This window comes from Kitasatospora sp. NPDC004723 (genome assembly GCF_040609255.1).
In the GTDB taxonomy this organism is placed as follows: Bacteria; Actinomycetota; Actinomycetes; order Streptomycetales; family Streptomycetaceae; genus Kitasatospora.
Genome location: NZ_JBEXJT010000033.1, coordinates 28,715 through 42,412, shown reverse-complemented (window position 1 = coordinate 42,412; position 13,698 = coordinate 28,715). Strand labels below are relative to the sequence as shown.

General features: G+C 72.9%; 11 protein-coding genes and 1 tRNA gene. All 12 read left to right on the top strand.

What is annotated here, in order from left to right; translation table 11 throughout:
• Nucleotides 1-68: 68 nt before the first annotated feature.
• The 12 genes from metG (at nt 69) to ABZW10_RS26585 (ending at nt 13,565) form a co-directional block, all read left to right on the top strand.
• A complete protein-coding gene (gene metG / locus ABZW10_RS26640; protein WP_355370267.1) occupies nt 69-1,691 on the top strand; it encodes a methionine--tRNA ligase in 1,623 nt (540 codons plus the stop codon).
• 19 nt (nt 1,692-1,710) lie between these two features.
• Nucleotides 1,711-2,589 (top strand): TatD family hydrolase, encoded by an 879-nt coding sequence (locus tag ABZW10_RS26635; RefSeq protein ID WP_355370264.1) that lies wholly within the window; start codon nt 1,711-1,713, stop codon nt 2,587-2,589.
• 70 nt (nt 2,590-2,659) lie between these two features.
• Nucleotides 2,660-3,283, top strand: coding sequence for a Uma2 family endonuclease (locus tag ABZW10_RS26630; RefSeq protein ID WP_355370261.1), 624 nt, complete (start codon nt 2,660-2,662; stop codon nt 3,281-3,283).
• A gap of 28 nt (nt 3,284-3,311) precedes the next feature.
• A complete protein-coding gene (gene rsmA, locus ABZW10_RS26625) occupies nt 3,312-4,208 on the top strand; it encodes a 16S rRNA (adenine(1518)-N(6)/adenine(1519)-N(6))-dimethyltransferase RsmA (protein ID WP_355370259.1) in 897 nt (298 codons plus the stop codon).
• Between the two features lie 3 nt (nt 4,209-4,211).
• Nucleotides 4,212-5,186, top strand: a complete 975-nt coding sequence (locus ABZW10_RS26620; RefSeq protein WP_355370256.1) for a 4-(cytidine 5'-diphospho)-2-C-methyl-D-erythritol kinase — start codon at nt 4,212-4,214, stop codon at nt 5,184-5,186.
• Nucleotides 5,187-5,316: 130 nt separating this feature from the next.
• A complete protein-coding gene (locus tag ABZW10_RS26615) occupies nt 5,317-7,161 on the top strand; it encodes an ABC-F family ATP-binding cassette domain-containing protein (RefSeq protein ID WP_355370253.1) in 1,845 nt (614 codons plus the stop codon).
• 280 nt (nt 7,162-7,441) lie between these two features.
• A complete protein-coding gene (locus ABZW10_RS26610) occupies nt 7,442-7,966 on the top strand; it encodes a hypothetical protein (RefSeq protein ID WP_355370250.1) in 525 nt (174 codons plus the stop codon).
• A gap of 43 nt (nt 7,967-8,009) precedes the next feature.
• Nucleotides 8,010-9,674: a hypothetical protein gene (locus ABZW10_RS26605; protein ID WP_355370248.1), complete on the top strand. Its 1,665-nt coding sequence runs from the start codon at nt 8,010-8,012 to the stop codon at nt 9,672-9,674.
• Nucleotides 9,675-9,818: 144 nt separating this feature from the next.
• Nucleotides 9,819-11,099 (top strand): type VII secretion-associated serine protease mycosin, encoded by a 1,281-nt coding sequence (gene mycP, locus ABZW10_RS26600; RefSeq protein WP_355370245.1) that lies wholly within the window; start codon nt 9,819-9,821, stop codon nt 11,097-11,099.
• Between the two features lie 120 nt (nt 11,100-11,219).
• Complete coding sequence (locus ABZW10_RS26595; protein WP_355370243.1) at nt 11,220-12,554, top strand: MFS transporter; 1,335 nt, start codon at nt 11,220-11,222, stop codon at nt 12,552-12,554.
• Between the two features lie 66 nt (nt 12,555-12,620).
• Nucleotides 12,621-12,693 (top strand) — tRNA-Thr (locus tag ABZW10_RS26590).
• A 203-nt stretch (nt 12,694-12,896) separates the two neighbouring features.
• Complete coding sequence (locus ABZW10_RS26585) at nt 12,897-13,565, top strand: response regulator transcription factor (RefSeq protein ID WP_355370240.1); 669 nt, start codon at nt 12,897-12,899, stop codon at nt 13,563-13,565.
• The last annotated feature ends 133 nt before the right edge of the window (nt 13,566-13,698 follow it).

Genomic DNA, 13,698 nt, shown 5'->3' with positions numbered 1-13,698 from the left:
CGGTGGCCGCGGGGCCACCGGCCCTCGCCGTGCGGGGCCCCGCGCGGGCCCGACTAAGCTTGCGGACCATGGCCGCCACTGCAGAGCACCACAGCACCAGCGGGGGCACCACCCCCGCGTACTACGTCACCACCCCGATCTACTACGTCAACGACCGCCCCCACCTCGGCCACGCGTACACCACCGTGGCGGGCGACGTGCTGACCCGCTGGCACCGCCAGCGCGGCGAGAAGGTGTGGTACCTGACCGGCACCGACGAGCACGGTCAGAAGATCCTGCGCACCGCCGAGGCCAACGGCGTCACCCCGCAGGAGTGGTGCGACAAGCTGGTCGAGGAGGCCTGGAAGCCGCTCTGGCAGCACCTGGAGATCGCCAACGACGACTTCATCCGCACCACCCAGGAGCGGCACACCGCCCGGGTGCAGGAGTTCGTCCAGGACCTGTACGACAAGGGCGAGATCTACAAGGGCGGCTACTCCGGCCCGTACTGCGTCGGCTGCGAGGAGTACAAGCTCCCCGCCGAACTGCTCGACGGCGCCACCGAGGGCGAGAAGCTCTGCCCCATCCACAAGAAGCCGGTCGAGTGGCTGGAGGAGGAGAACTACTTCTTCCGCCTCTCCGCGTACGGCCCGAAGCTGCTGGAGTTCTACGCCCAGAACCCCGGCTTCATCGCCCCCGAGTCGGCCCGCAACGAGGTGCTGCGCTTCGTCGAGCAGGGGCTGCAGGACCTCTCCATCTCCCGCTCCACCTTCAACTGGGGCGTCCCGCTGCCCTGGGACGAGAAGCATGTGCTCTACGTGTGGGTGGACGCGCTGCAGAACTACATCACCGCGGCCGGCTACGGCGCCGACCCGGAGCGCTTCGCCGAGCTGTGGCCGGCCTCGGTGCACCTCGTCGGCAAGGACATCCTGCGCTTCCACGCGGTGATCTGGCCCGCGATGCTGATGGCCGCTGGCCTGCCGCTGCCGAAGCGGGTCGTCGCCAACGGCTGGCTGATGGTCGGCGGCGAGAAGATGTCCAAGTCCAACCTGACCGGCATCGCGCCCACCGACCTGACCTCGCACTTCGGCGTGGACGCCTACCGCTACTACTTCCTGCGGGCGATCCCGTTCGGCACCGACGGCTCGTTCTCCTGGGAGGACTTCACCGCCCGGTACACCTCCGAGCTGGCCAACGACTTCGGCAACCTCGCCTCCCGGCTGGCGGCCATGGTCGGCAAGTACTTCGACGGCGTGCTGCCGGCCGCGGCGGCGCCGGGCGAGGCCGAGCGGGCCGTCGCCGAGGGCCTCGCGGCGGCCGTCGCGACCGCCGACCGGAAGATCGGCGAGGAGCTGGACTTCGCGGGCGGGCTCGCGGCCGTCTTCGACTTCGTCAAGCAGGTCAACGGCTACCTCACCGAGCAGGAGCCGTGGAAGGTCGCCAAGGACGACTCGGCCGAGGGCCGGGACCGGCTGGCCACCATCCTCTACACCGCCGCCGAGGCGCTGCGGGCCACTGCGGTGCTGCTCAACCCGGTGATGCCGACCACCGCCGAGAAGCTCTGGGCCTCGCTCGGCGCCGCCGAGGGGCTGGGGGCGCTCGCCGGGCAGACCGTCGCCGAGGCCGCGCAGTGGGGCCGGCTGCCCGCCGGTGCCACCGTCACCAAGGGCGAGATCCTGTTCCCCCGTCTCGAGGAGAAGCCGGCCTCCTGAGGCCGGTGAAGGACGACTGATGCCGAAGAAGGACGACGACCGGTCCACCCCGCCGCCGCTGCCCGCCCCGCTGGCGGTGGCGGTCGCCGACTCGCACACCCATCTGGACATGCAGTCCGGCACCCCCGAGGAGGGCCTGGCCAAGGCCGCCTCGGTCGGGGTGACCACCGTCGTCCAGGTCGGCTGCGACGTGCCGGGCTCGCGCTGGGCCGCCGAACTGGCGGCCCGGTTCGAGCAGGTGCACGCCGCCGTCGCCCTGCACCCCAACGAGGCGCCGCGGATCTTCCTCGGCGACCCCGACGGGTGGTCCGGGCAGCGGCGGGAGCCCGGAGGGCAGGCCGCGCTCGACGCGGCGCTGGCCGAGATCGACGCGCTCGCGGCGCTGCCGCAGGTCCGCGCGGTCGGCGAGACCGGCCTCGACTACTTCCGCACCGGGCCGGAGGGCGTCGAGATCCAGAAGGAGTCGTTCCGCCGCCACATCGCGATGGCCAAGCGGCACGGCAAGGCGCTGGTGATCCACGACCGGGACGCCCACGAGGACGTCGTCGCCGTCCTGCTGGAGGAGGGCGCCCCCGAGCGGACCGTCTTCCACTGCTACTCCGGCGACGCCGAGATGGCCAAGGTCTGCGCCGAGCACGGCTGGTACCTCTCCTTCGCCGGCCCGGTCACCTTCAAGGCCAACCAGCCGCTGCGCGACGCCCTGACCGCCACCCCGCTCGACCGGATCCTGGTCGAGACCGACGCCCCCTTCCTCACCCCCCACCCCTACCGCGGCCGCCCCAACGCCCCGTACCTCATCCCGGTCACGGTCCGCTCGATGGCTGACACCCTGGGCCTGTCGGAGGAGGAGCTCGCCGGGGCGATCGCGGAGAACACGGCGCGGGCGTTCGGGTACTGATCCGATCGAACGAATGTCGGGTTGCGGCGGAACGATTCGGCACTCGTGACGGCTTTCTAGGCTGGTTAGCATGAGTGCAGTGAGGGAGGTGGCCATGACCGCCATGCCGATCGACGGACCCGTCGAGGATCATCACGACTCGTCGCACCCGCTGTCCCAACTGCGGACGTACGAGCAGGTCAAGAACCTCGACCTGCCGTTCGATTGGGATCTTGTGGACGGAGTCATCGTGGTCCGGGGGCAGACGAATCAGTGGCACGACCAGGTGCGGGACGAGCTGTACTCGGCACTGCGCAGTGCGCGGGTCACGCCTTACGCGGCGAACGTCGAGCGCTGCGTGCTGCTGGACGAGGACAACACGACCAAGCCGGATGTCGTGGTGTTCGACAAGACCGGCATCGATGTCTTCGAGCTGGAGTGCCTCCCGCCCGAGGCCGTGGTGCTCACCGTGGAGGTCGTCTCGCACGGGACCCGGGCCAACGACCGCTTCCGCAAGCCCGGGCAGTACGCCGACAAGGGCATCCCGTACTACTGGCGGGTCGAGCGCGGCATCGACGACCTCCCGATCGTCCACGAGTTCCACCGGGACGAGGAGAAGGGCGTCTACCTGCCCGTCGCCCAGCACGAGGGCGTGCTGCGCACCACCGTCCCCTACCCCGTGGAGATCGACCTCGCGGCGGTCGTCGAGCTGTGAGGGTGCCGCGCGCCCTTATCCTTGGCGGGTGAGCAGCACCGACCCCACTTCTGACAGCCGCCCCCAGCCTTCGGCCGGGGGGACCCCCTTGCTCGGCGGCGCGGACATCCGGGCGCTGGCGGACGCGTTCGGCGTGAAGCCGACCAAGCAGCGCGGGCAGAACTTCGTCATCGACGGCAACACCGTGCGGCGGATCGTCCGGGCCGCGGAGGTGACCGGCGAGGACGCGGTGGTCGAGGTCGGGCCCGGCCTCGGGTCGCTGACGCTCGCGCTGCTGGAGGTCGCCCGGCACGTCACCGCGGTGGAGATCGACCCGGTGCTGGCGCGGCACCTGCCCGACACCGTCGCCGCCCGGATGCCCGGGAAGGCCGAGGCGTTCGACCTGGTGTTCAGCGACGCCATGCTGGTCACCGAGCTGCCCGGCCCCGCGCCGACCGCGCTGGTCGCCAACCTGCCGTACAACGTGGCCGTGCCGGTGCTGCTGCACATGCTCGCCACCTTCCCCAGCATCGAGCGCACCCTGGTCATGGTGCAGAGCGAGGTCGCCGACCGGCTCGCGGCCGAGCCCGGCAACAAGGTGTACGGCGTCCCCTCGGTCAAGGCCAACTGGTACGCCGACGTGAAGCGGGCCGGGGCCATCGGCCGCAACGTCTTCTGGCCCGCCCCCAACGTCGACTCCGGGCTGGTCTCGCTGGTCCGCCGCGACCCGCCGAGCACCACCGCGAGCCGCGAGGAGGTGTTCGCGGTCGTCGACGCCGCGTTCGCCCAGCGCCGCAAGACCCTGCGGGCCGCGCTGGCCGGCTGGGCCGGCTCCGCCGCCGCGGCCGAGCAGGCGCTCGCCGCCGCCGGCATCGACCACAAGCTGCGCGGCGAGATGCTCACCGTCGAGCAGTTCGCCGCCATCGCCGAGCACAAGCCGGAGTAGGGGATGGATCCCGTGAGCGTCACGGTACGCGTGCCCGCCAAGGTCAACGTCCAGCTCGGGGTCGGCGGCCTGCGCGCCGACGGCTTCCACGACCTGGCCAACGTCTTCTTCGCGGTCGCCCTCGGCGACGAGGTGACGGCGACGGCGGGCGAGCCCGGCGCGGGCGTCACCCTGAGCTGCACCGGACCGGACGCCGACGCCGTCCCGCTGGACGGGAGCAACCTCGCCGCCCGCGCCGCCCGGCTGCTCGCCGCCCGCCACGGCCTCGCCGAGCCCGACGTCCACCTGCACATCGCCAAGGCCATCCCGGTCGCGGGCGGCATGGCCGGCGGCAGCGCCGACGGCGCGGCGGCGCTGGTCGCCTGCGACGCCCTGTGGGGGCTCGGCACGCCGGCCGACACACTGCTGGAGCTGGCCGCCGAGCTCGGCTCGGACGTGCCGTTCGCCCTGGTCGGCGGCGTCGCCCTGGGCCGCGGGCGGGGCGAGATCCTGGAGCCGCTGCCCGTCACCGGCAGCTACCACTGGGTCTTCGCGGTCGCCGACGGCGGCCTGTCCACCCCCGCCGTCTTCCGCGAGTGCGACCGCCTGCGCGAGGAGGCCGGCACCGGCTCCGGCGACGCCGAGGTGCCCACCCCCGACGCCGACCCCGCCCTGCTCGCCGCCCTCGCCGACGGCGACGCCGTCGCGCTGGCCGCCGCCCTGGCCAACGACCTCCAGCCGGCCGCGCTGTCGCTGCGCCCCGCCCTCGCCGACACCCTCCGGGCCGGCACCGCGGCCGGGGCGCTCGGGGCGCTGGTCTCCGGCTCCGGGCCGACCTGCGCCTTCCTGGCCAAGGACGCCGAGGGCGCCGAGGCGGTCGCCGCCGCGCTGCGCGCCTCCGGCAGCTGCCGGACCGCGCACGCCACCCACGGGCCGGTGCCGGGTGCTGCCGTGGCGGCGGGCTCGCCGGGCGTCGTGGTGCCGGGGCCGGGCGCGTAGCGACCGGTCGGGCCGCCGGGCCGGTCGGGCGATCGGCCGAGCGCGCGGCGACCCGGGACGGGCCCACTAGGCTGGGAGGCTCCGAGGCTCCGCCCGAGCCCGGACCGTCGAACCCAGGAGCGCAGCACACGTGGCCGTCAACCTCGCCACCATCGAGTCCGTCACGAAGGTCTACGGCACCCGGGCCCTTCTGGACGGGGTCAGCCTCGGCGTCAGCGAGGGCGACCGGATCGGTGTCGTCGGACGCAACGGCGACGGCAAGACCACCCTGATCCGGATGCTCGCCAAGCTGGAGGAGCCCGACGGCGGCCGGATCACCTGGTCCGGCGGCCTCCAGCTGGACGTCCTCACCCAGCACGACTCGCTGGACCCGACCGCCACCATCCGGCACGAGGTCATCGCCGACCGCGCCGACCACGAGTGGCTCGGCGACGCCCGCATCCGCGACATCATCGAGGGCCTCTTCGGCGGCCTCGACCTGCCCGGGTTCCCCGACGGCCTGGACACCGTCATCGGCCCGCTCTCCGGTGGCGAGCGCCGCCGGATCGCCCTCGCCAAGCTGCTGCTCGGCTCGCCGGACCTCATCGTCCTCGACGAGCCCACCAACCACCTCGACGTCGAGGGCATCGCCTGGCTCGCCCGGCACCTCCAGTCCCGCCGCTCCGGGCTGGTCTGCGTCACCCACGACCGCTGGTTCCTCGACCAGGTCTGCACCCGGATGTGGGACGTCCAGCACGGCGCCGTCCACGAGTACGAGGGCGGCTACTCCGACTACGTCTTCGCGCGCGCCGAGCGGTCCCGGATCGAGGCCGTCGAGGAGCAGAAGCGCCAGAACCTCGCCCGCAAGGAGCTGGCCTGGCTGCGCCGCGGCGCCCCTGCCCGTACCTCCAAGCCCCGCTACCGCATCGAGGCCGCCAACGCGCTCATCGCCGACGTCCCCGAGCCGCGCGACAAGAGCGAGCTGATGAAGTTCGCCAACGCGCGCCTCGGGCGGACGGTCTTCGACCTGGAAGGCGTGACCGTCAAGGCCGGCCCCAAGCTGCTGATGGAGAACATCACCTGGCAGCTCGGCCCCGGCGACCGGATCGGCCTGCTCGGCGTCAACGGCGCCGGCAAGACCTCGCTGCTGCGAGCGATGCGCGACGCCTACGCCTCGGAGGGCGACGTCCAGCCGACGTCCGGGGTCATCAAGGTCGGCAAGACGGTGCGCCTGGCGTACCTCTCCCAGGAGGTCGCCGAGCTGGACCCGGCCACCCGAGTGCTGCAGGCCGTCGAGCAGGTCCGCTCCCGGGTCGACCTCGGCAAGGGCCGGGAGATGAGCGCCGGCCAGCTCTGCGAGCAGTTCGGCTTCGGCAAGGACAAGCAGTGGACGCCGGTCGGCGACCTCTCCGGCGGCGAGCGGCGCCGGCTCCAGCTGCTCCGGCTGCTGATGGACGAGCCCAACGTGCTGTTCCTCGACGAGCCCACCAACGACCTCGACATCGAGACGCTCAATCAGCTGGAGGACCTGCTCGACGGCTGGCCCGGCTCGATGGTCGTCATCAGCCACGACCGCTTCTTCATCGAGCGGACCACCGACGTGACGTACGCGCTGCTCGGCGACCGGCGGATGCGGATGCTGCCGAACGGCGTCGACGAGTACCTGGAGCGGCGGGCCGCGATGGCCGCCGCAGTGGCCGCGGCGGCTTCGGCCGCCGCCACCGGCGCGACGGCGGCAGCGCCGGCGGCGGGCGGCACGGAGGCCGGGGCGCCCACGCTGTCCGGCGGGGACCTGCGGGCGGCCAAGAAGGAGATGCAGAAGCTGGAGCGGCAGATCGCCAAGCTGGACGAGAAGGAGTCCAAGCTGCACGCCCAGCTCGCCGAGCACGCCGCCGACTTCTCCAAGGTCGCCGAGCTGGACGGCCGGCTGCGGGCGGTCCGGGACGAGAAGGAAGAGCTGGAGATGAGCTGGCTGGAGCTGGCCGAGCAGGTCTGAGCCCCGCCCGGGAGCCACCGGCGAGCAGCCACTCCCACCCGCACGGCCCGGCGCACCGCGCGCCGGGCCGCACGTGTCAAGTTCGTACCGATCGCGTACAAGCGGGCCATGGGCCCTGCCGGTCCGACGGAGGCGGTGGCTACGATGACCGAGGCGCCGCTCGTCCCGAGGCGTGGACGGTGCGGGGCCGCTACGACCGAGTACGACCGAGTAGTTGACGGTGTGTCGCGGCGCGGCGACCTGCGGGGGTGCGCCGCGCACGGGGGAGAGGTGGATTGCTGTGCCAGGCGAGGCTGGACCGGGCGGCGCGGGCTGGGCCGAGGGCCCCAACGGCGAGGTGAAGCCGTGGACGCTCGACAACAGTTGGGTCGGTCGTGTGGTCGGCCAGGTCCAGGTCGACGTGAGCGCCACCGCACTGGTGGCGGCGTTCGGCTCCAAGGACGTCAAGATCGAGCTCGACACGCTGACCACGTTCAAGAAGAAGGTCGACGCGCTCCTGGCCTCACTGGAGGGCTCGGAGGCGGCGCAGCACAACATCAAGGAACAGAAGCTGAGCGCCGGCAACCTCGGCACCGGCTTCCACGAGTCCACGGACCTGATGGCCGCGTACGACCGGACGCACGCCGCGATCCTGCAGCTCTCGAAGTCGCTCGCGGAGCAGATCGACAAGATGGGCCGGGCGGTTGCCCAGACGGCGGGCAGCTACGGCAGCAACGAGGAGCACCAGACGACGGCGGTCAACGCGGTCGCGAAGACCGCGGACGGCGGACCTGGCGGGTCGCCGTCGGCGACCGGCACGTACTGATGATCGTGGTGCGTGTCCGCTTCGGTGAAACGGGGAGCAACTGATGGCAGGCGGAACGAATTTCGAGGGGATCGGCCACCCCCAGCTCAAGGGCATGGTCGCCGGCAGCGACCCGGCGAAGGTGGTCAGCCGCGGCAACCAGCTCAAGAACGCCGCGCGAGTGCTGGACGAACTCAGCAGGTCACTGGCCGCCCACGTCGGACAGATCCAGTGGGAGGGTCCGGCCGCCGAGAACTTCAAGACGTGGGCCGGCAACCTCAACAAGTCGACGGCCATGATCGGCGAGTACTCCAAGGGCGCCGGCGATGCGATGGTCCTGGCGGGCGAGGCCCTGGGCGGCGCCAAGACCGGCGTGCCGGAGGTGCCGACCAAGGACATCGACCTGGTGAAGCGGCACGCCGCGCAGCCGTGCCTGAAGCCCTCGCCGTTGGCCGTCACCGGATTCGGCAACCCGACCGCCACGACCGACGCGATCATGAAGAAGGAGGACCCGACCTGGGTCTCCTACGCGGAGGCCGCGGCGGCACAGAAGCGGGTGGACACGGCGCACCAGGAAGCCATCCACCAGATGGAGACGCTGGGGCAGGCGTACGAGGCGGCCACCGCCCAGCTGAACGGGCTCAAGCTGCCCGAACTGCCGGGCACCCCCGGTGACGGCCCGAAGGCGGTCGACGGCGGATCAGAGGTGGTCGTGGGGTCCGGTGGCGGTTCCACCGGTGGTGCCTACCGGCCGGTCGGTCGTAGCGGATACAGCGGCGGAGGCTCCAGCCAGACCGGCGGCGGTTACGTCAGCAGTGGCGGTTCCGTGACGCCGCGTCCGCCCGCGTCGGCGCCGGACGGGCCGAGGACTCCGGGGCACAGCACTCCGATCCCGCCGTCGCACGGTGGTTCGGTGCCGCTGCCGGGTGACCCGAGCACGCCCGGGACGGTGACTCCGCCGACCACGTTCCCCGGGGACCGTCCCGGTACCGGGCTGGACAGCCTGCCGACGGTGCCGACACTGCCCGGGCACACCGGTCCGGTGGGGCCGGCGGGTGGCGGCCCCGTGACGCCGTACCCACAGGGTGGCGGTCCCGGTCAGCCGGGCATCCCCGGCGGAGGGCCCGGTCCCTTCCTGGGTGGCGGGCCGATTCCGTTGGGCGGCACCGGACCGTTCACCGGGGGAACCGTGCCGCTGAAGGGCGGCGGTGGGGGCTCCGTTCCCCCGAACCGGACCAGCACCTTCGGGGGCGGGAACCCGTCGGCGAAGGGCGGTGCCCCGGTACCGACCAACGGCGGGGCCGTCTTCGGGGCGCGTGAGGCGGCCCAGGGCCGGGCCGGTGGGTCCGCCGGCGGTGGCGGCTTCGGCGGTCCGGGCGGCGGGATGCACCCGGGCGGCGGCCACGGTGGTGGCGCGGTCGGTGGTTCGCGCGGTCGTGGGTACAGCTCGACCGTCGGCGGTGTGGTCGGCGGCGCGAAGGGACCGGTGGCCGGCGGGGAGTTCACCCCGGGCGGCAGCGGTCTGCGCAACCGGGCGGCCGCGGCCGGGGCGGCGGCTGCCGAGGGCGCGGCGCGGCCGGGCCAGAACGGCATGATGGGCCCGGGCATGACGGGCGGTGCGGGGGAACGGCGCGAGCGCGAACGGCGCCGGCGGGCCGACTACCTGCACGAGGACGAGGAGACCTGGACCAGCGGTACTCCGAAGAGCAACCCGGGCGTGGTTGAGTAGTGCGGAACGACTGCCCAGCCACTGGGCCCACCCGGTGGCCGGGCAGTTCCGTGTGGGGCAATACCCGGTTCCGGCGGGGAAAGTGACGAGGGAGCAGTGATGCGGCGGACGGACGTACGTGTGCGCGGGCGGAGGTTCGCCGCGGTGCTGCTGTCGGCCGGCATCGTAGCCGGGCTGACGGTTGGGCCGGCAGCCGCGGTGGATTCGATCCGCGACCAGCAGTGGCACCTTGACACCATGAAGGCGCCCGAGATCTGGCAGACGAGCAAGGGCCGGGGAGTCACCGTGGCGGTGATCGACGGCGGCTTCCGGCTCGATCATCCGGATCTGGCCGGGCAACTGTTGTCGGGCAAGGACATGAGCGGACTGTCCGGTGGGCTCGGCGTCGACAAGAGCGGTCACGGCACGGGAATCGCCGGTCTCATCGCGGGGTCCGGGAAGGGCCTGGGAGGGAAAGGCGCGTACGGTCTGGCACCCGAGGCCAGAATCCTCCCGATCAAGATAAACATCAACGACGACCCGGCCCAGCCGATCGATGCCTCCGGTTACCTGAAGCAGGTGAGTCAGGGCATCACCTACGCGGCGGACCAAGGGGCGAGGGTCATCAATGTCTCGTCGGTCGCGGGTTCCTCCGGGGTCTCCACGGGGGACATCGCCGAGCTCGAGAAGGCCGTCGAGTACGCCAACGGGAAGGGCGCGCTCGTCGTCGCAGGTGCCGGAAACAGTGGGCAGGAGGGGAATCCCGTTCTGTATCCCGCGGCTCTGCCGGGCATCATGGCGGTGGCGGCGGCCGATCAGGCCGGCACGGCCACCGGGGAGTCCGAGCACGGTCCGCAGATCGACATCGCGGCTCCGGGGGTGGACATCTACACGTCGTGTGTCGCGGAATCCGGCTACTGCAAGAAGCACGGCACTTCCGACGCAACCGCCCTGGTCTCCGCCTCGGCGGCGCTTCTCTGGTCGGTTCATCCCGATTGGGCTCCGAACCAGATCGCCCGGGTGCTGATCAACACGGCCGGGAAGCCCAAGGACGGTTCGAGCCGGACCGACTTCATCGGGTACGGAATCGTCCGGCCGCGCGTCGCGCTGACCACGCCGGGTGATCCGGGACCGGCCGATGTCAGTCCTCTGGCGGACGCGGCGGGCAGCGTGACGCCGTCGGCGTCTGCCGAGTCGCCCAGTCCGGTGTCACCGTCCGCGTCCGGGACTCCCGCGGCGCCGCCCGCTTCCTCCTCCGTTGCACCGCCGGCTTCCGCCTCTGCTGCGCCGTCCGGGCAGCAGCAAGCGGGGCAGCGGGAGGCGGGGACGTCGTGGGTGGGCGTCGGGGTGGCAGTTGGGGCGGGTGCGCTGGTGGTGGCCGGGGGTGTGGTGGCCCTGGTGGTGCGGAGGCGGCGGCCGCCGAGTGACAACCCGTACGCGAGGTGATGTGGGGGTCGCTGTGGGGGTGTGAGGGCGGCGCCGGGGGGCGTGGGGGGTGGGGTGGGGCGCGGGTGTCACTCGGGTGGGCGCTGTCGGGGGTGAGGTGGGGTCGTCAGGGTTGGGGGCATGGGTGCGACGGGGCAGATGCGGCGGGCCGCTGCGGCGGCGTTGATCGGTACGGCGATCGAGTTCTACGACTTCTTCATCTACGGGACGGCGGCGGCGCTCGTCTTCGGTGAGGTGTTCTTTCCCGAACTGGGCACGGTGGGCGCGCTGTTGGCGGCGTTTTCGGTGTACGCGGTGGCCTTCCTGGCGCGGCCGCTGGGGGCGGTGGTGTTCGGGCACTTCGGAGACCGGCTGGGGCGCAAGACGACGCTGGTGGTGTCGTTGCTGCTGATGGGCCTGTCGACGGCGGCGGTGGGGGTGCTGCCGGGGTTCGCGGCGTGGGGGTGGTGGGCGCCGGTGGCGCTGGTGGTGTTGCGGGTGTGCCAGGGGGTGGGGCTGGGCGGGGAGTGGGGCGGCGCGGCGCTGCTGGTCGCGGAGAACGCGCCGGCGGGGCGGCGGGGGCGGTACGGGGCGTATCTGCAGTTGGGGCCGACGACCGGGTTCGTGCTGGCCAACGGGGTGTTCCTGGCGCTGCAACTCGGGCTGGACGAGGAGGCGTTCCGGTCCTGGGGCTGGCGGGTGCCGTTCCTGGCGTCGCTGGCGCTGGTGGCGGTGGGGCTGTTCGTGCGGCTGCGGCTGGAGGAGACGCCGCTGTTCCGGGGCGAGGCGCGGACCGGGGCCGAGCGGGCGCCGGTGGTGGAGGTGCTGCGCGGGCACTGGCGGACGGTGCTGGTGGGGTGCGGGGCGATCACGGTGGGGTACGCGCTGTTCTACCTGACCACCACGTACGCGCTGGCGTACGCGACGACGGGGCTCGGGGTGCCGAGCACGGTGGTGCTGGCGATGCTGCTGGCCGGGGCGGCGGGGAAGGCGGTGACGGTGTGGCTGAGCGCGCGGCGCAGTGACGAGTGGGGGCGGCGTCGGACGCTGCAGGGGGCGACGGCGCTGGCGGTGGCCTGGGGGCTGGTGCTGTTCCCGCTGCTGGAGACGGAGCGGCGGGGGCTGATGTTCCTGGCGCTGGCGGGGGCGATGGTGGTGCTGGGGTGCCTGCTGGGGCCGCTGGCGGCGTTCCTGCCGGAGCTGTTCCCGACCCGGGTGCGGTACACGGGGGCGGCGTTGACGTACAACCTGGGCGGGGTGGTGGGCGGGGCGACGACGCCGCTGATCGCGACCAGGCTGACCGAGGCGTACGGCACGGCGGAGCCGGTCGGCTGGTACCTGGCGGGGTGGGGGGTGGTGGCGCTGCTCTGCCTGCGGCTGCTGCCGGAGACCCGCGGAACGGACCTGGCGGTGGCGGGTGCGCTGGGCGGCCGGGCGGCCGGGACGGATTTCCCAATCGGCCCCCCGGCCGTGTAATGTCTTCCTTGTTCGAGCGAGCGGGCGGAGCGGAAAGCGAAGCCGGGGAGCACGGACAGGGAACAAGCCCCTATAGCTCAGTCGGTAGAGCGTCTCCATGGTAAGGAGAAGGTCTGCGGTTCGATTCCGCATGGGGGCTCAGTCAGGACCTCCGCCTTCGGGCGGGGGTCCTTTTTGTCGTGCCCGCAAGGCCGGTCGGCAGTCGAGCGGCGGCCGGGTGGTGAGACGGTCCGGTGAGACGGTCTGGCAGGTCGGGTACGGAATGCGCTGTGATGGTGCGTCATCGGCCGCCTTCCTCAGCCGGGCGGGGCTGCGGGCGGGACGCCGACCGGGAGGGGTCTCATGGGTGTTCGCCTCGTCGTGGTGGACGACCACCGGTTGCTGGCCGAGGCGCTGGCCACCGCGCTCCAACTGCGCGGTCACCGGGTGCTCGCGGTGGGTTCGCCGGCTTCGTCGGCGGCCGATCTGGTGGCGGGCCGGCGGCCGGAGGTGTGTCTGCTGGGGGTGGCCGCGCCGGGTGAGCCGGGGGCGTTCGACGGTTTGCGGCGGATCCGCCGGGAGCGGCCCGAGGTGGCCGTGATCGTGCTCGGCCCGGTCGGTGAACTGCGGGGCGTGGCAGGGGCGTTCGCCTCGGGTGCGGCCGGTTACGTGCCGAGCGACGAGCGGATCGAGGTGGTCGAGCGGGCCATCGCGCGGGCCCGGGCGGGGGAGGCGGCGGTCGCGGTGGAGGTGCTGCGGGGCGCGTTCGACCAGTTGCTGAGGCCGGCGGCCGAGCCGGACGACGAGGCGGTGCGGCTGCTGCGGCTGCTGACCCGGCGGGAGGTCCAGGTGCTGGCGCGGATCGCGGACGGCGAGGACACCGCGGCGATCGCGGCGGGGATGCGGATCGCGGCGAGCACGGCCCGTACGCACGTCCAGCGGGTGCTGATGAAGCTCGGCGCGCGGACCCGGCTGGAGGCGGCGGCGGTGGCGGCGCGCACCGGGCTGCTGGAGCGGATGGCGCGCGGCTGACGGCTGGGCGACAGGCCGGCGACGGGTGGGTGGACGGCGCCGGAGGCCGGTGACAGGCGGACGGTGACCCGGACGGGAAGGGCCCTCCGGATGGTTCTGAGCACCCCCGGCGGCCAGGGAGAATAGGCCGCAG